This is a genomic window from Micromonospora sp. CNZ322 (assembly GCF_007827755.1).
Genome location: NZ_VITD01000002.1, coordinates 565,378 through 586,430, shown reverse-complemented (window position 1 = coordinate 586,430; position 21,053 = coordinate 565,378). Strand labels below are relative to the sequence as shown.

The 21,053-nt window shown below is 71.0% G+C and carries 17 protein-coding genes; 7 read left to right on the top strand and 10 right to left on the bottom strand.

The window, feature by feature from the left end:
* Positions 1-8: 8 nt before the first annotated feature.
* Positions 9-2,141 (top strand): DEAD/DEAH box helicase, encoded by a 2,133-nt coding sequence (locus FB453_RS07760; RefSeq protein WP_145788664.1) that lies wholly within the window; start codon positions 9-11, stop codon positions 2,139-2,141.
* 48 nt (positions 2,142-2,189) lie between these two features.
* Here the strand turns inward: FB453_RS07760 and FB453_RS07755 are convergent, their stop codons facing one another.
* The 9 genes from FB453_RS07755 to FB453_RS07715 form a co-directional block, all read right to left on the bottom strand.
* Positions 2,190-3,032, bottom strand: a complete 843-nt coding sequence (locus FB453_RS07755; RefSeq protein ID WP_145788662.1) for a hypothetical protein — start codon at positions 3,030-3,032, stop codon at positions 2,190-2,192.
* 405 nt (positions 3,033-3,437) lie between these two features.
* Entirely contained in the window at positions 3,438-4,931 is a 1,494-nt protein-coding gene (locus FB453_RS07750) for an FAD-binding oxidoreductase (RefSeq protein ID WP_145788661.1), read from the bottom strand.
* A 150-nt stretch (positions 4,932-5,081) separates the two neighbouring features.
* Entirely contained in the window at positions 5,082-5,807 is a 726-nt protein-coding gene (locus FB453_RS07745) for an HD domain-containing protein (RefSeq protein WP_145788659.1), read from the bottom strand.
* A gap of 82 nt (positions 5,808-5,889) precedes the next feature.
* The gene (locus FB453_RS07740) at positions 5,890-7,245 is read right to left on the bottom strand and encodes a polysaccharide lyase family 1 protein (protein ID WP_145788657.1); all 1,356 of its coding nucleotides are present in this window, start codon (positions 7,243-7,245) and stop codon (positions 5,890-5,892) included.
* 51 nt (positions 7,246-7,296) lie between these two features.
* Entirely contained in the window at positions 7,297-8,475 is a 1,179-nt protein-coding gene (locus FB453_RS07735) for a Gfo/Idh/MocA family protein (RefSeq protein WP_112590310.1), read from the bottom strand.
* A gap of 25 nt (positions 8,476-8,500) precedes the next feature.
* On the bottom strand, positions 8,501-9,991 hold the full coding sequence (locus FB453_RS07730; RefSeq protein ID WP_145788655.1) for a mannitol dehydrogenase family protein: 1,491 nt from the start codon (positions 9,989-9,991) through the stop codon (positions 8,501-8,503).
* Positions 9,982-11,286 carry an enolase C-terminal domain-like protein gene (locus FB453_RS07725; protein ID WP_145788654.1) on the bottom strand — a complete coding sequence of 435 codons (1,305 nt, stop codon included), beginning with the start codon at positions 11,284-11,286 and terminating at the stop codon, positions 9,982-9,984. Before FB453_RS07725 ends, FB453_RS07730 begins: the two co-directional genes overlap by 10 nt.
* Positions 11,283-12,716: a glucuronate isomerase gene (gene uxaC, locus FB453_RS07720; protein ID WP_145788652.1), complete on the bottom strand. Its 1,434-nt coding sequence runs from the start codon at positions 12,714-12,716 to the stop codon at positions 11,283-11,285. The genes FB453_RS07725 and uxaC overlap by 4 nt, the downstream gene beginning before the upstream one ends.
* Positions 12,717-12,741: 25 nt before the next feature.
* Positions 12,742-14,070, bottom strand: coding sequence for a Gfo/Idh/MocA family protein (locus FB453_RS07715; RefSeq protein ID WP_145788651.1), 1,329 nt, complete (start codon positions 14,068-14,070; stop codon positions 12,742-12,744).
* Between the two features lie 236 nt (positions 14,071-14,306).
* On the opposite strand from FB453_RS07715, the gene FB453_RS07710 reads away from it, so the two are divergent.
* The 6 genes from FB453_RS07710 to FB453_RS07685 are packed head-to-tail and all read left to right on the top strand — an operon-like array spanning position 14,307 to position 20,182.
* Positions 14,307-15,437, top strand: a complete 1,131-nt coding sequence (locus FB453_RS07710; RefSeq protein ID WP_145788649.1) for a LacI family DNA-binding transcriptional regulator — start codon at positions 14,307-14,309, stop codon at positions 15,435-15,437.
* Between the two features lie 19 nt (positions 15,438-15,456).
* On the top strand, positions 15,457-16,806 hold the full coding sequence (locus FB453_RS07705) for an extracellular solute-binding protein (protein ID WP_145788648.1): 1,350 nt from the start codon (positions 15,457-15,459) through the stop codon (positions 16,804-16,806).
* A gap of 29 nt (positions 16,807-16,835) precedes the next feature.
* Positions 16,836-17,819: a carbohydrate ABC transporter permease gene (locus tag FB453_RS07700; protein WP_091398524.1), complete on the top strand. Its 984-nt coding sequence runs from the start codon at positions 16,836-16,838 to the stop codon at positions 17,817-17,819.
* Complete coding sequence (locus FB453_RS07695) at positions 17,819-18,718, top strand: carbohydrate ABC transporter permease (protein WP_145788646.1); 900 nt, start codon at positions 17,819-17,821, stop codon at positions 18,716-18,718. Before FB453_RS07700 ends, FB453_RS07695 begins: the two co-directional genes overlap by 1 nt.
* A complete protein-coding gene (locus FB453_RS07690; RefSeq protein WP_145788644.1) occupies positions 18,702-19,340 on the top strand; it encodes a hypothetical protein in 639 nt (212 codons plus the stop codon). Before FB453_RS07695 ends, FB453_RS07690 begins: the two co-directional genes overlap by 17 nt.
* Complete coding sequence (locus FB453_RS07685) at positions 19,337-20,182, top strand: DUF6807 domain-containing protein (protein ID WP_145788642.1); 846 nt, start codon at positions 19,337-19,339, stop codon at positions 20,180-20,182. Before FB453_RS07690 ends, FB453_RS07685 begins: the two co-directional genes overlap by 4 nt.
* 78 nt (positions 20,183-20,260) lie before the next feature.
* On the opposite strand, the gene FB453_RS07680 is transcribed toward FB453_RS07685, so the two are convergent.
* On the bottom strand, positions 20,261-21,037 hold the full coding sequence (locus tag FB453_RS07680) for a hypothetical protein (protein WP_145788640.1): 777 nt from the start codon (positions 21,035-21,037) through the stop codon (positions 20,261-20,263).
* Positions 21,038-21,053: the final 16 nt, after the last annotated feature.

Below are 21,053 nucleotides of genomic sequence, written 5' to 3'. Positions count from 1 at the left end.
GTCGAATCATGACGAGTGGTGCGGAGCTGCTGCATCCGGTTGTGCTGCACCACGTGGTGAACTCCCTGCAGTGGCCTGCGCTGCGACCGCTGCAGGAAGCGGCCGTGCGTCCGCTGCTCGACGGGGAGGACGCCCTGCTGCTGGCGCCTACCGCAGGCGGTAAGACCGAAGCGGCGGTGTTCCCGCTGTTGTCCCGGATGGCGCAGGAGAACTGGTCGGGCACCTCGCTCATCTACGTCTGTCCGCTGAAGGCCCTGCTCAACAATCTGCTGCCTCGACTGGAGACCTACACCGGCTGGCTCGGCCGCCGGACGGCGCTCTGGCACGGCGACGTGACGATGGGGCGGCGGCGGGCGATCCTCCGTGACCGGCCCGACGTCCTGCTGACCACCCCGGAGTCGCTGGAGTCGATGCTGGTCAGCGCCGCGGTCGACCATGACTCGTTCTTCGGCCAGCTCCGGGCGGTCGTGGTGGACGAGGTGCACGCGTTCGCCGGCGACGACCGAGGCTGGCACCTGCTCGCCGTTCTCGAACGTATCGGCCGCGTGGCGGGACGGCCGATACAGCGAATCGGTCTCTCCGCGACCGTCGGTAACCCGAACGAGCTGTTGAGCTGGTTGCAGGGCTCGGGCCGGGGTCAGCGGGCGGCGCGGGTGGTGGCGTCCGACCTGGGCGCAACGCCGAGCACCGGGCGGCCGGCAGTGCCGGCCGGTGAGGTCGAGCTGGACTACGTGGGATCGGTGCACAACGCTGCCAAGGTCATCGCGTCGCTGCACCAGGGACAGAAGCGCCTGGTCTTCTGCGATTCCCGAGCGCTGGTCGAGGACCTCGGCCAACGACTGCGTGCGCTCAACGTGACGACGTTCCTCTCCCACGCGTCACTCTCGGTCGACGAGCGGCGGCGAGCTGAAGAGGCGTTCGCGCAGGAGCGGGACTGCGTCATCGTCGCCACCAGCACCCTCGAACTCGGCATCGACGTGGGTGACCTTGACCGGGTCATCCAAATCAATGCTCCGCGCAGCGTCGCCGCGTTTCTCCAGCGCATCGGCCGGACCGGTCGACGGCCCGGCAGCAGCCGCAACTGTCTGTTCCTCGCATTGGACGGTGAAGGGCTGCTGCACGCCGCCGGGCTGCTGCACCTCTGGGCGCAGGGCTGGGTCGAAGCCGTCGACCCGCCGCCCGAGCCACGACACATCGTCGCCCAGCAGATGCTCGCGCTGTCGCTGCAACAACACCGGGTCGGTGACCACCTTTGGCCGCGGGAGTGGAACGGGTTGGCGCCCTTCGACAAGACCGCCGACGTGATCGTGCGCCATCTCGTCGAACACGGCTACCTCGATACCGACTCCGGGATGCTTTTCATCGGGCCCGAAGCAGAACTGCGCTTCGGGCGCCGGCACTTCATGGACATGCTCGCGGTGTTCACCGCTGCGCCGCAGTTCACCGTGCTCTCCGGTCGGACCGAGATCGGTCGTACTGATCCCGCGCTGCTGACCGCAAAGGTGTTCGGTCCCCGGCTGCTGCTGCTCGCCGGCCGAAGCTGGCGGGTCACCTACATCGACTGGAAGCGCCGCCGTTGCTTCGTCGAGCCGGCCGAGGGCGGGGGAAAGGCGCTCTGGATGACCAGCGGTTCCCCCCAGGGGCTGTCGTACCGGATGGTCCGGGCGATGCGTGATGTGCTGCTCGGCGCCGACCCGCCGGTTGCCCTGACGGGCCGGGCGAAGACGAGACTGGCCGATCTGCGGGATGACGCGACGTCTGTCATCCATCCCGCGGGGACGGTGGTTGCCAGGGAAAATGACGGTGAGGTGCGGTGGTGGACCTGGGCCGGCTTCCGTGCCAATGCGACGCTGATCGCCACGCTCAGCGAACTCGCCGACCCGACCCAACGATATGACGACGCGTCGATCCGGCTGCGGGCGGACCTGGATGGTCGGACGGTACGGGCGGCAATGACAGATGCGGTGGAGCGGGTCTGTCTACCGGACGTCAGCGACAAGGCACTTACCGGTCTCAAATTCAGCGCTGCCCTGCCGGAGCGCCTCGCTGTCGCTACTCTTGCCGCCCGGTTGGCGGATGTCCCCGCGGCACGGGCGGTGCTCGCCGAACCCGCCCGAGTGACGTACCTCCCCGCTACCTGATCCCGGAACGCCGCAAGAGCCCGCACCCAACCACCCACCATCAAGTGATCATGAAGGGGATGAATCAGGGGCCGAGCGAGTCTGTTGGGGTGGGATGGAGGGGGAGGGGGTCGCGTCGGTGGGGTGGTCGGCGTGGTGGCTGAGGAGTTCGTTGATCCAGCGTGCGGCGTCCTGCTGGGCGGTGAGCATGTGGTCGCGGGCGTCGGTGATGTCCTGGTCAGCTGTCTCATCGACGTGTTCGCTCAGGATCGCCGTCCACCGACGGCTCAGCTCCTCGGCGTACCTGGCCTGCCGGAGCTGCTCGTCGAACTGGTACTCCAGCTTGACCAGCCGGTCGATGTGCGGCTTGAGTGCCGGCAGGATCCGCTCGTCGAGCCGGACGGCGGCGTCGGGTCGGCAGGTGATGACGACCTCGCCCCGCCTGTAGCGCCAAACGGGGTCGTCGGCGAGCGCCCGCTGCAACGCCACCTCCAGGTCCGCTGCCCGGTTCGGCGGCAGGTCCCGGGCGGCGTCGGCGGCGAGCCGGGTCAGCCGCTGGATCGCGTTCGGTTGGAAGTACTGCACGTACCAGCTCAGCACCTCTGACCGCAGGCTCGCCGGTGACGACCAGGCGAACGTGGCGCGGATGTAGAACGAGTAGACGTATCCGCGTGCCGGGACCGCGATCAGCCGGGGTGCGTCGCGTTGTTCGACGAGTGGACCGGACGGCGACGGCGCGGCAGCGGAGCCGACGGGCGCCTCGTCCTGGAGCGCGGCGACCAGCCGATCCCAGCTACGCGTCCACCACCGCCAGGCGCGCACACCGGCGTCGCGGGCGATGGTCAACCCTCGTACGCCCCGGCGTCGCCACTGGTCCGCGGGCCTCGGCCTCCCGTCGGGGGCGTCCGTCATGGCACCCCTCCACGGTCACGGATCCGCGTTTCACGCTAACAACCGGTGACCGATTTGCCTGCCGCCACGCCGTCACCGAGCAGACGGCATATCGACACGAACCAGGCCATGCGCCGTCGGCGCCGGCCCGCTCCTCACCAAGGCGGTGCCGTCCTGACCGCTGCCCAACCCCGCCGTCAGCGGCAGTGGCGGCGAAATCTCACGGTGGGTGACGGCGCCTGGAGGTGGATGCTCTGAGCAGCGCTATGACTCTGGGGTATGAATATGACTCTGAGGTATACCGCACTCACGGGTGACACCGCTCCCGCGCCGGATCGCGCCTCCCTCCCGGGGCGGGCACGAGGTTGGTGGCCCGGCGGTGCGGGCGGGTGCCACCCGCACCCGCCCGCACCGCCGGTCATCCGGTCAGTGCGTCGCGGGCGGGATGCTCTGCTCGTACTGGAAGACGTTGTGCGGGTCGTACTTCGCCTTGATCTTGCGCAGCCGGGGGAAGTTGTGCCCCCAGTAGGCCTTCTCCCATTCGGCCATGCCGATGTTCGGCACGTTGACGTAGGCGCCGTCCACGTAGGGCCGCAGCGCCTGGCTGAACTCGGCGATCCAGGTCTGGGCGATCGGGGTGATGGCATCGTCGCTGTCGGGTTCGCCGCGGGTGCCCCAGCCGACGCCGGGCTCCGAGTAGAAGAGCGCGTCGCGGTGCGGGAACGCCGAGCCGCCAAATGGCTCCTGTCGTTGCGCCCCGCGGCCGAAGGCCTGGGTGAAGAAGTTGCTGTCGGGCGAGGGCGCCTTCTCCATGAACTCACGGACGATGCTGACCGCCTTCTCCGGGAACGGTTCGCGGGTGAACTGGGAGAAGAACTTCCACTTCGCCGGCTCGTCCTCGTTCGGGATCTGGAAGCCGGCGTAGACGTCACCCCAGCCGCCGATCTGCACGGTGACCGTGGGGCTGCCGATCGACAGGATCGGCGCCAGCAGCTTCCTGGCCTCTGCCTCGGACCCCTCGGCGAGCACCGCGAACAGCAGGATCTCATCCGGGTGGACCTCGACCTGGGTGCCGAGGCGGGGGTCGGTGAAGGGTGCGACCCGCTGCCAGGCGTCGAAGACCTCGTGCAGATCGCCGAGACCGGGCCAGGTCACCTGCAGGTAGGCGACGCTGGTGAGCGGCGCGACCTTGTAGGTCAGGGAAGTGACGATCCCGAAGTTGCCGTTGCCCGCTCCGCGCAGCGCCCAGAGCAGGTCCGAGTGGTTCCACGGGTCCACTTCGAGCACCTTCGCGCCGTCGGCGCCCGCCGCCACGACGATCTCCGCACCGATCAGGTTGTCGCAGGCCATCCCGAGATAGCGGGTGAGGAAGCCGAAGCCGCCGCCGAGGGTGGCGCCGGAGAGGCCCACGGTCCCCTCCGTGCCGGTCGTCGCCGCGAGGTCGTGCTCCCCGAGGGCGGTCACCGCCTCCGACTGGTTGAGCCCCGCGCCGACCTTCGCCGTGCGGGTGGCGGTGTCGATGTGGACGTCCTTCAGCTCGCTGACGTCGATCACGATGCCGTTGTCGACGTTCGACCAGCCTTCCAGGTTGTGCCGGCCACTGCGTACCCGCAGTGCGACGTTGTGCTGCCGCGCCCAGGTGAGCGCGTTGACCACGTCCTGGGTCTCCTGAGCGAAGACGATGACCAGCGGATAGTGCACGAACAGCTCGTCCCAGCCGAGGCTCGCCTCCGCGTAGTTGGGGCTCTGCGGGCGGACGATCCGGCCGGTCAGCTGTGCCGGCGGGAACTTCGTGTCGGAGGGCCACCCGGGACCGTCGGCCGCGACGGCCGAGCTGCCGGCGATCACGCTCGGGATAGCGACCGCTCCGGCGCCGACGGCCGTCGCCCTGAGCAGATCACGACGGGAAAGGTCGCGCATGATCCGAATCCTCTCGATTGGTGACACGCCAGAAAAACGAATCGAGAGGGAAATTTCCTCTCATCTGGCGCAAACCAACCGTAATGCCCGAGGCTTCCTGGCAGATCTGAGAACTTGTCACGGAACCCGGTCGGGTGATCCGGAGACGGGTCAGTTCGGGGCGGGCTGGTCCAGGATGGCGCTGAACCGCTCCTCGGCAAGGTCCAGCTGGCCGAAGATGTGCCGCTTCACCGCGGGCGACAACGGGGTGTCCGGCCGGCCGATCAGGTCCCGGAACAGCGGCACCAGCGGCCGGTACTTCCGGGCCGACGAGATCACCTTCGGCCCGATCGTGTGGATCACGCCCACCCCGTTGTCGGTGAAGTCCGACACCTTGATCACCCGGGCCCAGGGCTCCCGGTCCAGACTGACCGCCAGATGCTCCCGGTACTGCGCGTTGCGGTCACGCTCGGGGTCGTACACCGGATTGGTGACCGCGGCGACCAGGGTGGCCACCCGTGGCCCGAACCGCGCGGCGAGCGCGGCCAGCGCGGCCCCGGTCGGGTCGGTGCCCTGGTCGCCGTCGGCCAGCTCGACCGGGTGGTCCTCCACCGCGTCGTGCAGCAGACCGGCGACGATCACGTCCACGTCCCGCACCTGGTAGTGGTGCATCAGCCTGATCGCCACCCGCAGCAGGTGGTTCAGGTACGGCTCGCGGACGCGTCGATCGTCGCGGTGCAGTTCGGCGGCGAGGTCGAGCGCGGCGGTCAACCGCGCCCGGGCGGCGTCGTCGAACTGCTGGACCTCCAACCGGAAACGTTCCAGCAGGCCCGGTTCCCCGTGGATCTCGGTGATCGCGTGCATCGGCATGCTGCCCAGGTGCGGCGGGAAGTCCATGCGTCACTTATAGCCGATCTTCACCACATCGATGAGCCCGTACGTCGCCGACCCGACCGCGATTCGCGGGCGTGCCGAGCCGTCAGATCGGCAGCCGGTCGGCGCCGGCGAGCGGGCCCACCAGGAGAGGGACCAGCGGCGCCGGCAGGACGGGGTCGCGGCGCAGGGTGGGCGTCCAACCCGCGTCCGCGGCCAGGTCGGGGTCATGGGTCGCGTTGTACGCCGCCAGCAGGTCGACCGGTCGCGCCGCGCCACCGCCCTGGCGGACCCAGGAGCCTCGCTCGGTCAGCGCGGTGCCGCCCCAGTCGTAGAGCAGGTCCGCCGGGTCGACCGCCGCGTCCAGTGTGAAGAAGTTGTTCTGCGCGTAGATCGCCGACTGGACACCGACGCCCAGCGCGTACTGGAAGTCGTCCCCACCGAGTCGGTAGTGGTTGTTGTAGATGTCGACCTGACCGAAACGCACCCGGGGCAGCCGTTGCAGGACGCCGTCGAAGAGGTTGTGGTGCAGGGTGACCCGCAGCCGGCCCACGTCCGGGCCGACGGTGTTGGACGAGCCGATCAACAGCAGCTTGTCCCGACCGGTGAAGCGGTTCCAGGAGGCGGTGACCAGGCTGGCGGTGTGTGTGACGTCCAGCGACCCGTCGTGCACCTGGTACGGCCGACCGAAGTACACCGGCTGGGCGCTGTCCGGGTTGTCGCCGTCGGTGAAGGTGTTGTGGTCGACCCAGACGTTCTCGCTCCGGCGTACCGAAATCTGGTCGTACTGGCTGTTCCAGTTGCCTGCCTCGCCGTCGGTCGGCGACCAGGCGGGGAAGCAGTCCCGGGCGTCGACGAGGGTCAGATTGCGGACGATGACGTTCGACGCCCGGTCGATCATGAGGGTGAGGCCGGTCAGTCGAGCGCCGCGCAGCCCGATGATCGTGGTGTTCGGCCCGACGTTGATCTGGGTCTGCCGGGTCTGGTTGGTCACCGAGCGCACCCGAGCCTCCTCCAGCGGCCCGCTCGGTGGCACCCGTCCCCACACCGCCGGGTCGTACGCGGCCAGGTAGGCGTCCAACCGGTAGGCCGGGTCGGCCAGGTCGGCACAGCTCAGCGGCGTGCCACCGGGTCCTTCGAAGCCATCGATGGCGCCGTCGACGTAGATGAGCTTCGGGGTGGCGTCGGCGGCGTTGCCAGCGTTGTCGCCGCCCAGCGCGGCGACCAGCTCCGCCCGGTTGTGGACCACCCGGGTCCGCTCGGGGGTGGCCGCCGAGCCCCCGGTGGTGCCGGGGCCGTCGGCTGCCCAACCGTCCCGCTCGGCCAGCGTCTGCCGGCCGAGGTGGTCGGCCAACCAGGAGAGCCGGTCGGCGGACGGGACGTCCGGACGGGCGGCGGCCGCGGCCGGGGCGGCGCCGAGAAGAAGGGCGACCACTGTGGCGCCGCCGAGGATTCTGCGCATCGACTCACTCCATTCGTTGGTGGTGGAGGTCCGTCCCAGGTAGGTCTGCCGCTATCCGGCCAGCTCGGCGCGGTAGGCGGCGGACGCCCACGGCACCCCCAGTTCGCTCGGCAGCGCCCCCCGCTCGGCCGACCGGCGCAACACGTCGACGACTCCCCGCAGGTGGCGGACCCGCTCCCCGCCCTCGCCGAGGGTGATCACCAGCTCGCCGTCGAGCAGCCGGGGCTCCGGCGCGGGCCGCAACGCGTCCAGCAGCGCGGTGAACGGCGCGGTACGGGCCAGCGGTGCGATCAGTGGCACGCCCACCGGGTCGACCCGGTGGGCGAGCAGGTTCTCCAGCAGCCCCAACCGCCCCGGCACCCGGCGGGTCACCACGTCCCCGGGCAGACGCAGCCGGTCGGTCGGGTACTCCAGCACCGCCTGCCCCGTCGTACCGGTCACCACCACCTCGCCCGCCACGAACTCCTCGGCGGCCAGGGTCACCGCCACCAGCACCGGCGGCCCGGCGCGGAACCGGACCCGCAGCACGGCCGTGTCCTCCACCTCGATCGGCCGGACCCGGTAGCGTTCCACCTCGATCGCGACCGGCCACGGCGTCGCCCCGGCGAGCGCCTCGGCGATCGCCAGGCACTGCATCACCGCGTGCGCGAGCGGGTTGGCGAGCGCGCCGTCCAGCACCGGTCGGCCGTCCACACTCCGTCGACCGGCCCAGGGGGAGCGGGCGTAGTAGGCGTCCGGCCGTTGCCAGGCGGCGATGGTGGAGATGCCGGTGACAGTGCCCAGCCGGCCGGCGGCCAGCGCGTCGGTCAGCGCGGTGAGAGCCGCCGAGCCGAGCGCCTGGAAGCCGACCTGGGCCACCCGGCCGGCGGCGGTGAGGGCCCAGGTCAGCTCCTCGTGCTCGGCCAACGACAGCACCGGCGGCTTCTCCAGCAGCAGATCCGCGCCGGTGGCCAGGGCGTCGCGGGCGATCGCCAGATGGGTGTGCGGTGGCGTGCAGATCACCACCACCTCCGGCCGGGTGGCCGCGAGCATCGCCCGGTGGTCGGTGAACACCGCCACCCCGGGCGGCACCGGGGCGGCCGGGTCGTCCTCCACCGGTCGGACGTCGACGAGGGCGACCAACCGCAGCCGACCGGCGGCGTGCAGGGGCGCGATCACCCGCCGGTGCCAGCGACCGTGCCCGTTCGCCCCGATCACCGCCACCCGGGGCGGCGGGGTTGTCCCGCTCACCGCCGACCGGTCCGGGTCGACCCGGTCACCGTGCACCGGCCAGGGTTGCCTCGACGCCGTGCCGCTCCAACGCGGTGAGCCAGGCGATCACGTCGGCGCGGACCTCGTCGTCCTCAGCCACCTCCACCGGGATGACGTCGCGCAGCGCGAAGACCGCGTCGACCGCGCCCGCCGGGCTCTGCGCCCCGGCGTCCAGCGCGGCCCGGATCGGCCCGGCCAGCGGGTCCTGGAGCGGCAACGGCCGGCCGTCGTCGGCGTACCCCAGCGCGAAGCGCAACCAGGACGCCACAACCAGCGCGCCCCAGCGCGCGGACCGCCCGGTCGCGCGCAGGTCGGCGATGGTGTGCAGGACGCGCTGCGGCAGCTTCTGGGAGCCGTCGATCGCCACCTGGAGGGTGCGGTGGTGGATCGCCGGGTTACCGAACCGGGCGAGGGCCTGCTCGCCGTAGTCGACCACCCGCACCCCGTCCGGTGGGGTGAAGCTGGCCGCCACGTCCTCGGCGACCAGCCGGCGCAGCACCTCACGCAGGTGCGGGATCTCCAGCGCGTCGGCGATCGTCTCCCGACCGGCCAAGGCTCCGAGGTACGCGATGGCGGAGTGCACCCCGTTGAGGGCGCGCAGCTTCAACCGCTCCCACGGGCCGGCGTCGTCGGTGAGCACCGCCCCGGCGAACTCCCAGCCGGGCCGACCGCCGGGGAAATCGTCCTCGATCACCCACTGCGCGTACGGCTCGGCGGCCACCGCGGCCAGGTCGGTCACGCCGAGCGCCCGCCGGGCCGCCTCGATCGTCTCCGGAGTGCTGGCCGGCACGATCCGGTCCACCATGGTGCCCGGGCAGGTGACGTTGCCGGCCACCCACTCGACCAGCCCGGTGGGCACCGCGCCGGCCCGGCTGACCGCCTGGTCGAGCATGCCGCGCAGTCGTCGACCGTTGGCCGGCAGGTTGTCGCAGCTCACCAGGGCCACCGGCCCGGCGTCCGCGGCGGCCCGGGCGGCCAGCCCGCGCAGCAGCAGCCCCGGCACCGTGGTCGGCGGTCCGCCGCCGGCCAGGTCCGCGGCGAGCGCCGAGTCCGGGGACAGTCGGCCGGTCACCGGGTCGAGTTGGTACGCCTTCTCGGTGACGGTCAGGGTCACCACGCGGACCGCCGGGTCGGCGAGCAGCGCCACCACGGCGTCCGGGTCGCTGGGCGCGTGCCGGACACCGCTCAGGGCGCCCACCACCCGGGTGGAGCTGCCGGCCGCGGAGAGGGCGCTGACGCTGAACAGATTGTCCTGCGCGGCGATCGCCTCGACCACGGCGGTGCTGCGCGGGGCAACGGCCATGATGCCCCAGTCACCGCCGGCCGCGCCGACCGCCGCCTCGGTGAAGACGGCCTGGTGGGCCCGGTGGAACGCGCCCAACCCCAGGTGTACGACGCCGGTCGGCACGGTGCCCGGCCGGATCAGCGGGCGGGCCTCGGCGGGCAGCCGGCGCAGCATGCCCAGGCCGAGCCGGGAGCCGACGGTCACCGCCATGCCGGACCGTCCGGGAAGCGGAACTCGGCGATCGACGCGGGCTTCATGGTGGCGCTGTAACCGGGCCGTTCGGGCAGCAGGTAGCGGCCACCGCGGGTCCGCACCGGATCGACAAAATGTTCGTGCAGATGGTCGACGTACTCGATCATCCGACCGTCCAGACCGGTGCCCACCCGCAGGTAGTCGAAGATCGCCAGGTGCTGGACGTACTCGCAGAGGCCCACGCCGCCGGCGTGCGGGCAGACCGGCACGCCGAACTTCGCCGCCAGCAGCAGCTCGGCCAGGACCTCGTTGACGCCACCGACCCGGCAGGCGTCGACCTGCATCACCCCGATCGCCTCGGCCTGGAGCAGCTGTTTGAAGATCACTCGGTTGGCGGCCACCTCCCCGGTGGCCACCCGACAGCGGCCGGCGGTCAACTCGGTCACCGCGCGGGCGATCCGGGCGTGCCCGAGGATGTCGTCGGCGTGGGTGGGCTCCTCGATCCAGTACGGGTCCACCTCGGCCAGCGCCGCCATCGCGGTGATCGCCTCGTCGACGTCCCAGACCTGGTTGGCGTCCATCATCAACAGCGCGTCCGGGCCGATTTCCTCCCGGATGATCCGGGCCCGCCGCAGATCGTCGGCGAGCGGGCCGCCGACCTTCATCTTCATCGCCCGCCAGCCGTCGGCGTACGCCTGCCGGGTCAGCGCCCGCACCTTGTCGTCGGGGTAGCCGAGCCACCCGACCGAGGTGGTGTACGAAGGGAAACCACTCTGCTCGAGTTCCGCGAGCCGGCCATCCCCTCCGATTAATCCCTTGTCGAGGATGGCGGCCGCCTCGTCCGGGGTGAGCGCGTCGGTGATGTGCCGGAAGTCGACGCTGGCCACGAGATCCTCGGTGGGCAGGTCGGCGAGGAAGCGCCACATCGGCTTGCCGGCCAGTGTGGCCCGCAGGTCCCACACCGCGTTGACCAGCGCGCCGGTGGCCATGTGGATGACGCCCTTCTCCGGGCCCAGCCAGCGCAGCTGCACGTCGGCGCTGAGCGAGCGCCAGAACGCCACCGGCTCGGCCGTGATCTCCTCGATGGTGCGCCCCTGGACGTGGTGGGCCAGGGCGCGCACCGCCGCGCAGGTGATCTCGTTGCCCCGGCCGTTGGTGAAGGTGAACCCGGCGCCGGTCGCGCCGGCGTCGGTGCCCAGCTCCACGTACGTCGCCGAGTAGTCGCCACGGTTGATCGCGTCGGAGCCGTCGCCCCGGGCGGCGGTGGGGAACCGCACGTCGTGCACCTCGACGGAGGTGATGGTGACGGTCATTGCTGGTGTCCTCCGAAGTTGAAGACCCGCTTGGGCAGCCGGTACGCCAGGTCGACGATGGTCTCGGCGGCCTCGTCCATCGGCAGCCGGTGCTCGGCGACCAGCCGGGCCAGGAAGCCGGCGTCCACCCGGCGGGCCACGTCGTGGCGTACCGGGATGGAACAGAACGCCCGGGTGTCGTCGACGAACCCGGTGGTGTTGTAGAAGCCGGCGCTCTCGGTCACCGTCTCCCGGAACCGGCGCAGCACCTCCGGGGAGTCCAGGAACCACCAGGGCGCGCCGAGCAGCAGCGCGGCGTACCCGCCCGCGAGGGGTGCCAACTCGCGGGTGAAGGTGTCCTCGTCGAGGGTGTAGAGCACAAGTCGCAGCCGGGGGTCGTTGCCGTAGCGCTCCAGCAGCGGCGCGAGCGCGTGCACGTACTCGGTGGCCTGAGGGATGTCGCCGCCGACGTCGCGGCCGTGCCGGGCGTGCAGCCACCGGTTGTGGTTGCGCACCGCGCCGGGGTGCAGCTGCATGACCAGGCCGTCGTCGAGCGACATCCGGGCGAACTCCACGAGCATGTGCGCCCGGAACGCCTCCGCGTCGGCGGCGTCGGCCTCGCCGCGCCGGCCCCGGTCGTAGAGCCGCTCGGCCTCGGCCGGGGTCAGGTCCAGCGTGCGCGCCGTGGGGTGGCCGTGGTCGGAGGAGGTGGCGCCGGCGGCGATGAACGCGGCGCGTCGAGCCCGCAGCGCGGCCAGGTAGCCGGCGTACGTGCCGGTGTCCTCACCGGCCCGGTCGCCGAGACGGTCCACGTTGGTCGACCAACCCTCGAACTCCATGTCCACCACGTCGTCCGGGCGGAACGTGGTGACCACCCGGCCGCCCGGCCCGCCCCACCCGTCGGCGGCGAGCTTGGCGTGCTGCGCGAGGTCGTCCAGCGGCGACTCGGTGGTGGCGAGGACCTCGATGTTGAACCGCTCGAACAGCGCGCGGGGCCGGAAGTCCGGCTCGGCGAGCCGGGCCGCGATCTCGTCGTAGAGGGTGTCGGCGGTGGCCGGACCGAGCGGGGTGTGCACCCCGAACACGGTGCGGAAGGTCTGCTCCAGCCAGAGTCGCGACGGGGTGCCCCGGAACAGGTGCCAGTGCGCGGCGAAGCGTCGCCAGATCACCCGGCCGTCGGTCTCCACCGGGCTGCCGTCGCGGGTGGGCACACCCAGGTCGGACGGGGGGACGCCCTGGCTGAGCAGCATCCGGGTCAGGTAGTGGTCGGGCACGATGAGCAGCTGCGCCGGGTCCGGGAAGGGTCGGTCCTCGGCCAGCAGGGCGGGGTCGACGTGCCCGTGCGGCGAGATGATGGGCTGCTCCGCCGCCAGGGCGTACAGCTCCCGGGCCAGCGCGCGCTGGCCCGGCTCGGGCGGCAAGAGCAGGTCGGTGTGGTCGAACGTGGGCACGGAGTGGGACTCCTCGTCTCCTGTGTCAGCGGGGGGTGAGCAGGTCGGCGACGCGAACGGGTTGGCCGGTCTCGAAGGACCGGTTGGCGGCCAGACCGGTGAGCAGTGCCAACGCGCCGTCGTCTGCGGTCGCGGCGCGGCCCAACGGGTCGGGTTGACCGCCGAGGAGGACCCCGGTCATCCGGGCGTCCGCGCCGCCGTGCCCGTGCCGACTGCGACCCTCCACCGGGATCTGCCGGGGCGGGGCCCAGAACGGGCGCAGGGTAAGCGTCGCACCGCCGCCCTCGGCCGGCGCCTCGGCACCGTGCAGGGCGGCGCCCTTGACCGCGCCGGCGGTGCCCCGGTCGACGAAGTCGTTCTCGGCCACGTCCAGCTCCAGTCGGCCCCGGCTGCCGTTGACCATCACCCGGTAGCCCTCCCAGGGCGCGTACGCGGTGAGGTGGTAGGTCATGGTGGCGCCGGTGGAGTAGCGGGCCAGCACCGCCATGTCGTCCTCGATGCTCACCCCGGGCGCGAAGACGTTGCGGTCGCGCTGGTAGCCGTCCTCGGCCTCGGCGTCGAGGTACAGCTCGCGCAACCGGGGATGCGCGTCCAGCCGCAGCGCGAACGGGTCGTCGGCGGCGGCGGGGGAGCCGTGCGCCCGGTCGTAGTCTCGGGCGTAGCCGTGCCGGCGACCGTCCTGCCCGTAGAAGAAGAGTCGGCCGGCCGCGTACACCTCGACGGGCGTGGCGGCCAGCCACCAGTTGACCAGGTCGAAGTGGTGGCTGGCCTTGTGCACCATCAGCCCGCCGGAGGTGGCCTTGTCGCGGTGCCAGCGGCGGAAGTAGTCGGCGCCGTGGCGGACGTCCAGCAGCCACTCGAAGTGCACCGAGCCGATCTCGCCGACCGCGCCCTCGGCGAGTAGCCGGCGAACCTGTTCGTGCAGCGGGTTGTAGCGGTAGTTGAAGGCGACAGTCACCCGCCCACCGGTCTCGGTGACCGTGTCCAGGATCCGCCGGCAGCGGGCCACGTCCACCGTCATCGGTTTCTCGGTGACGACCTCCCGGCCGGCGCGCAGCGCGGCCACCACGTACTCGTCGTGGGTGACGTCCACGCTGGTGACCAGGACAACGTCGACGCGCTCTTTGTCCAGCATGGCCGCGAAGTCACCGGCCGGGTACGTGGGCACCGGGCGGTGACCCAGCTCGCCGAGCCAGCGGTTGTGCGCGTCCATCCGGGCCCGGTTGACGTCGGCGAAGGCGACCAGCTCGGTGGTGTCGGCGTGGTCGAGCACCAGCGCCCGGACGAACATCTCGGCCCGCGCGCCGGTGCCCACGACGGCGTACCGGACTCGGCCGGCGGCTCTCGGTGACATGCGGTCGCCTCCCGTGATGCTGCAAAGGTTTGCAATGAAGTAATCACGATCGATCCGTTCGCGTCAACGACGACGGCGGGATCAGCGTCATTTGTCAGCGTTTGGGGGTTGACTGGTGACCAAGGGGAGCCTGGGTGCAACGAAGCCGTAATCATTGACCGTTGACACTGGCGCAACCGTTTGCATTAATGGGCCACACCTGCGTGACCGCCACCACATCGGACGAAGGGGCCGCCGTGCCAGTCACCATCCGGGACGTCGCCCGGGCGTCCGGTGTGCACATCTCCACCGTGTCCCGCACCTTCTCCGCTCCACACCTGGTCAACCCGGAGACCCGGGTCCGGGTGCTGGCCTGCGCGGAGGACCTGGGCTATCGGCCCAACCGCGCCGCCCGAGCCCTGATCACCGGGCGGACGCACAACATCGGGCTGATCATCGCGGACATCGCGAACCCGTTCTTCCCGCCGCTGATCAAAGCGGCGGAGAGTCAGGCCCGGCACCGCGACTACCACGTCTTCGTGGCCGACACCAACGAGGACCCGACCGCCGAGGAAGAACTGGTCCACGCGCTGGCCAAGCAGGTGGACGGGGTGCTGCTGTGCAGCCCTCGGATGAGCAACAGCCTGATCGAGCAGCTCAGCCGCGAGGTGCCACTGGTCGTGGTGAACCGCCAGGTGACCGGCCTGCCCTGCGTGCTGATGGACGTCGGGCAGGGCGCCCGCTCGGCGATCGAGCACCTGGTCGGCCTGGGGCACCGCAACATCGCGCTGCTCGGTGGCCCGCGCAGCTCGTGGACCAACCGGGAGATGCGCCGCGCCGCCGGCGCGGCCGCCCGAGCCGGTGGCGCGGAGCTGACCATGCTCGGCCCCAACGCGCCCACCGAGGTCGGCGGCTCCGCCGTCGCCGAGCAGGTGCGACGCAGTGGCGTGTCGGCAGTGCTCGCCTACAACGACCTGATGGCGATCGGCCTGATCGAAGGGCTGGACGCGCTCGGGGTCCGGGTGCCGCAGGAGGTGAGCGTCGTCGGGGTCGACGACATCACCCTGAGCCGGCTGACCCGCCCCAAACTGACGACGGTGGCCACACCCACCGGGGCCGCCGGCCGGACGGCCGTCGACATGCTGCTGCAACAGGACATCGAGTCCCCGCGCGGTGCGCGGGGGTCCGGTGCCGGCACGGCGCTCGGCGTCCGTCGTACCACCGCACAGGTAATGCTCCAGACCGACCTGGTCATCCGCGACTCGACCGGCCCGGGCCCGTACGCCCGACCGGCACGTCCCCTGGCCGCACCACGTGGCCCGGGCCCGCATTGCCCTGCGGGCCCGGGCATCCCGACTGCGGCCACCGGTGACGCCGTCGCCTCCTAATGCCGAGGAGTGAGCGCACATGCACCCCGCAACGCCCCCCACCACTGACGCGCCCGTCGGGCGCGCCCACCGTACCCCGCTGCCTCGGCGACGCCTGCTGCGTGGCCTGCTCGCCGTGACGGTCGCCGCACCGCTGATGTTCGGCGCCGCCGCCTGCGGCGACGACGGTGGCGGCGCCGCCGACCCGAACGCGCCGGTCAAGCTCTCCATCTTCTGGTGGGGCGGCGACGCCAGGGCCAAGCTGACCGAGGACGCCCTCGCGCTCTACACCAAGAAGCACCCGAACGTGACTTTCGAGAAGACCTGGCAGGCCAACCAGGGCTACTTCGACAAGCTGGCCACGCTCACCGCCGGCGGCAACCCGCCGGACCTGTTTCAGATCGACGACAACTACCTGGCCGAGTACGCGGCCCGCAACACCACGCTGGACCTGACCTCGTACCAGAAGTCCGGAAAGCTGGATACCTCCAAGTTCCCCGAGAGCCTCTGGCAGTACGGCGTGGTCGACGGCAAGCTCGCCGGTCTGGCCGCTGGGGAGAACACCCAGGGCCTGGTCTACAACAAGACGCTGTTGACCAAGCACAACCTGCCCGAGCCGACCACCGGAATGTCGTGGGAGGAGCACATCGCCTGGGCCGAGCAGGTCACCGCCAAGACCAAGGTCCCCGGCACCCAGGACCCGAGCGCCGACTACAAGGCGTTCTGGGTCTGGCTCCGGCAGCAGGGCAAGGACCTCTACAAGGGCTCCGAGCTGGGCTTCACCGCCGAGGACGTGACCAAGTGGTTCGACCTGTGGAAGGGCGCCCGGGACCGCAAGGCCACCCCGACCGCCGACGTCATCCACGAGGGCAACTCCAGCGACATCACCAAGCAGTTGGTCGTCACCGGCAAGTCGGCGACCTCCTGGGTCTGGGCCAACCAGATGCCGGACCTGAAGAAGAACACCAAGGACGAGCTGGGGGTCATCGCCTACCCCGGTGACCCGAGCGCGCAGTGGGCCCGGGCCTCGATGTACTGGTCGGTGTTCAAGGGCAGCAAGAACAAGGACGTCGCGGTCGACGTGATCAACTTCCTGAACAACGACCAGGAGGCGGTCAAGCTGCTCGGCACCGACCGCGGTCTGCCGTCCAACCAGGACCTGCGCCGCGTGGTCAGCGACGACACCACCGACCCGGCCATGAAGCAGTCCATCGCCGTCGAGGCGGAGCTGACCCAGAAGTTCGGCAAGTCACCGCAGGTGCCGATCAAGGGACACAGCAAGGTGCGTTCCGAGCTGATCAAGGCTGCCGAGAACGCCCAGTACGGCCGGGCCACCACCGCCGAGGCCGCCACCCAGTTCATCGAGGCGTGCAAGTCCGCCATCGCCTGACGCCGTCAAGGCGAGGAGAGGAGCTGTTCGTGGCGTTGACCACGGCACCCGACCCGACCCGACGCGGCCCCGGATCCGACCGGGCCCACGCTGAGAGGCGTGGGCCCGGACGCTTCCGGCACAGCGAAGGTCTGGCGGGGTACGTCTTCCTGTCGCCGTGGCTCATCGGCCTGATGGGTGTCACGGCAATCCCCATGCTGCTGTCGCTCTACCTGAGCTTCACCAACTACGACATCCTCACGCCCTTCTCCGAGGTGGAGTGGGTGGGGCTGGCCAACTACGAACGTATGTTCACCGCCGACCCGTCGTACTGGCACGCGGTGCGGGTCACTCTGACCTTCGCGCTGATCGCCGTACCGCTGAAGCTGGCCGCAGCCCTCGGCGTGGCGCTGCTGCTCAACCGCGCCTGGCGCGGCGTCGGGCTGTTCCGCGGGTTGTTCTACCTGCCGTCCCTGCTCGGCGGCAGCGTCGCGCTGGCCATCGTCTGGGTCAACATGTTCAACCGCGACGGCGCGTTCAACTCGCTGCTGAGCCTCTTCGGCATCACCGGGAAACCGTGGGTCAACGACCCCGACTGGGCCCTGGAAACCCTGATGGTGCTGGCCATCTGGCAGTTCGGCGCACCGATGGTGATCTTCCTGGCCGGGCTCAAGCAGGTGCCCACCGAGCTGTACGAGGCCGCGTCGGTCGACGGGGCCGGCCGGTTCCGCCAGTTCCGCAACGTCACCCTGCCGATGCTCTCCCCGGTCATCTTCTTCAACCTGGTGCTGGAGACCATCAACGGCTTCCAGGGCTTCACCGCCGCGTTCGTGCTCAGCAACGGCACCGGCGGCCCGGTCGACTCCACCCTGATGTACACGCTGAACCTCTACATCACCGGCTTCACCGACCTCAACATGGGCTACGCCTCGGCGATGGCCTGGGTGTTCCTGCTCGCCATCGCGGTCATCACCGCGATCTTCTTCAGCACCGGACGGTTCTGGGTGCACTACTCCGACGGGGAGGACCGGTGATGGTGACGGTGACCCCGACGACCGCAGCGCCGACCGCAGCGCCGCCGACCGCGCGCCGACGGCCCGGCGGACGGCCCGTGCTGCGGCTGGTGATCCTGGTGGCGATCGTCGTCGTGGTGCTCTACCCGCTGATCTGGATGGTGGGCACCTCGCTGAAGTCCCAGGAGGAGATCGTCAACAACGTCGGGCTGCTGCCCGAGCGTTTCACCCCGGGCAACTACACCGCCGGGTGGTCCAACTTCGACGTCAGCTTCGGCCGGTTCTTCCTCAACAGCGCCATGGTCAGCCTGCTCACCGTCGTCGGCAACGGGCTCTCCTGCCTGCTGGCCGCGTACGCCTTCGCCCGGCTGCGGTTCCGGCTGCGCGGCATGTGGTTCGCCGTCATGATCGGCACACTGCTGCTGCCCCAGCACGTGCTGATCGTTCCGCAGTACATCCTGTTCCGCACGCTCGGGCTGGTCGGCGGTGAGTGGCCCTACCTGCCGCTGCTCATCCCGCAGTTCCTGGCCACCGAGGCGTTCTTCGTCTTCCTCATGGTGCAGTTCATGCGGGGCGTCCCCCGGGAGCTGGACGAGGCGGCCCGCATCGACGGCGCCGGCCCGTTCGGCATCTTCCGGCACATCATCCTGCCGCTGAGCCGCCCGGCGCTGGTCACCACGGCGATCTTCTCGTTCATCTGGACGTGGAACGACTTCTTCCGCCAACTGGTCTTCCTGTCCCAGTTGGAGGACTACACCGTTCCGGTCGCCCTGACCCTGTTCATCGACTCGACCAGCCAGAGCGCGGTCGGCCCGATGTTCGCCATGTCGGTGCTGTCGCTGCTGCCGGTCTTCCTGTTCTTCGTCGCGTTCCAGCGGATGCTCGTCGAGGGGATCAACACCAGTGGCATCAAGGGCTGAACCCGCCGACACCGGCGGGCGGCGGGACTGGCGCGACGTCGCCCGCGACGCCGCCGACCTGGCACTGCTGGGCATCCTGTTGACCCTCGCGGCGGTGCCTCTGCTCACCGCCGCCGCGGCGGCGGGCACGGCCAGCGCGGCGGTGCACGACTGGACGCGTACCGGCAGTTGGCCGTCGGCGCGCACGACAGTGCGCCGGTTCGGCCGCGCGGTGCTGCCCGGTGTGCCGGTCAGCCTGCTTGCGCTCGCCGGCGCCGCGCTGCTCGCCGCCGACCTGGCGGCGCTGGCCACCGGCCGGGTGCCGGGCGGCACGGCTGCGCTGCTCGTGACGGCGCTGATCGCGGCCGGCCTGGCCGGTTACGCCGGGCTGGTCGTCGTCGAGGTGGGCGGCAACGGGGGCGGGCAGTGGCGGGCTTCGGCCCGCTCCGCCGCCCGCGCCTGCCTCGACGTGCCCACCCGCTGGGCGGCGCTCACCGGGGTCGTCGCGCTGGCCGGGCTGCTCACCGTCCTGGTCACCCCGGTCGCGGTGCCGATCCTCGCCGGCTACACAGTGGCCGCCCTGCACGCCGTCACCGTCCGCCGGCCGGTCCCGGTCGCCGTCGCCCGCCGGGAGATACCGTGAGCGGGGATCCGGTGCGGCTGACGGTCGGGGCCACGGAGGTGGCCGAGTACGTGCTCGACCCGGCGTTGGACGCGCGGCATGGGCCCCGACCGTACCTGCACCCGGTACGCACGCTCGCCGGAACGGTGGTCACCGACGCGCTCCCCGCCGACCACGTGTGGCACCTCGGCGCGTCCCTCGCGATGCAGGACGTCGACGGCAGCAACCTCTGGGGCGGGCGCACCTACGTCCGCGACGTCGGCTACACCTGGCGGGACGACCACGGCGTCATCGCGCACACCGGCGAGGTCGAACGGTCCCCGGGCCGGTACGCGCACGATCTCCAGTGGCGCGACCGGGCCGGCGGGGTGCTGCTGACCGAGCGGAGGTGGCTGGCCGCATCGGTGGTCGCGCCGGACGCCTGGCGGCTCGATGTGGAGTCCGTTCTCGTCGCCCCGGACGACCGGGAGATCAGGCTGGGCAGCCCGGCCACCAACGGCCGCCCGGGCGGGGCCGGCTACGGCGGGTTCTTCTGGCGAGCCGGCGCCGACGGCGAACCGGCGGTGTTCACCGCCGACGCGGCCGGGGAGGAAACGGTCAACGGCAGTGCGGCGCCGTGGCTCGCGCTGACCGGCGTCGGGTCGGGCGGCGGGGCGTACACCCTGGTCTTCGCGGGCCTCGGCCGCGACGACCGGTGGTTCGTGCGGACCGGGATGTATCCGGGAGTCTGTGTGGCGTTCGCGTTCGACCGCCCGGCGGTGGTGCCGGCCGGTGGGAGCCGGCACGGCCGGTACCAGGTGTGGGTGGCCGACGGGACCCTCGACCGGGACGCCGTACCGGCCCTGGTAGCGACGGTGCCGTGACCACGCCGAGCCCGCCGCCCTCGTTGATCATGGAGTTATTGCCATGACACGCCGGGCGGAGTGGCAATAACTTCATGATCAACGGGACGAGGGGCTGCTGGTGCGGGTTGGTAGGGCGGCGGTGACTCGGATGGCCTTGACGATCGCCGGGATGGAGCCGATCAACAGCACCAGCCCCCAGATGATCGCGATGATCGCGAAGACCAGCGCCGCCACGTCGTCGACGATGCTGACCAGGATCACCGGCACCAGGTTGTGCAGGAACTCCAGCACGACCGTGCACAGCACTGTGGTGAGGATCAGCAGGACGAGGCCCTTGTTCTGCAGGAAGCGCGGCTGGGCCAGCACCAGCATCCCCGCCCACACCAGCTTGAGCAGCAGCACCAGCCCGAGCAGCACCGCCGCCTCGCCGACCGGGAAGAACCCCCACAGCGCCAGGTACGCCAGGGTGCCGAACGGAACGGCCAGGAACAGCGACACCATGATGGACAGCTCCACGAACGCGACGACCAGCGCGACCAGCCCGACGATGATCAGGATGATCGAGAAGATCAGACTGGCGACGCCCTGCACCCGGCCCTGCACGCGCTCGGGCAGCAGCAGGCCCAGGCAGAACAGCCCGGTGCTCCAGACCGCCACCGCGTCGATCAACGCCAGGTAGCCGGTGCCCCGGCCGGACGGCTCGCTGACACCGGACACGTCGTCGATCTCCACGTCCAGCGCGCCGGCACTGTCCGCGAGGGCCGCACCGGCGTCGCCGCCGCCGAGCAGCAGCCCGGCGCCGAGTTCCACCCCGATCGCCAGGACGATGGCGAGCATGGCCAGCAGCAGGAACGGTTTGCGCAGATCACCCACGGCGGCACCTTCCTCT

Excerpts from the sequence above, each read along its gene's own strand:
- FB453_RS07760 (WP_145788664.1), top strand. The coding sequence starts at position 9 with ATGACGAGTGGTGCGGAGCTGCTGCATCCGGTTGTGCTGCACCACGTG.
- FB453_RS07755 (WP_145788662.1), bottom strand. The coding sequence starts at position 3,032 with ATGACGGACGCCCCCGACGGGAGGCCGAGGCCCGCGGACCAGTGGCGA.
- FB453_RS07750 (WP_145788661.1), bottom strand. The coding sequence starts at position 4,931 with ATGCGCGACCTTTCCCGTCGTGATCTGCTCAGGGCGACGGCCGTCGGC.
- FB453_RS07745 (WP_145788659.1), bottom strand. The coding sequence starts at position 5,807 with ATGGACTTCCCGCCGCACCTGGGCAGCATGCCGATGCACGCGATCACC.
- FB453_RS07740 (WP_145788657.1), bottom strand. The coding sequence starts at position 7,245 with ATGCGCAGAATCCTCGGCGGCGCCACAGTGGTCGCCCTTCTTCTCGGC.
- FB453_RS07730 (WP_145788655.1), bottom strand. The coding sequence starts at position 9,991 with ATGGCGGTGACCGTCGGCTCCCGGCTCGGCCTGGGCATGCTGCGCCGG.
- FB453_RS07725 (WP_145788654.1), bottom strand. The coding sequence starts at position 11,286 with ATGACCGTCACCATCACCTCCGTCGAGGTGCACGACGTGCGGTTCCCC.
- FB453_RS07715 (WP_145788651.1), bottom strand. The coding sequence starts at position 14,070 with ATGTCACCGAGAGCCGCCGGCCGAGTCCGGTACGCCGTCGTGGGCACC.
- FB453_RS07705 (WP_145788648.1), top strand. The coding sequence starts at position 15,457 with ATGCACCCCGCAACGCCCCCCACCACTGACGCGCCCGTCGGGCGCGCC.
- FB453_RS07695 (WP_145788646.1), top strand. The coding sequence starts at position 17,819 with ATGGTGACGGTGACCCCGACGACCGCAGCGCCGACCGCAGCGCCGCCG.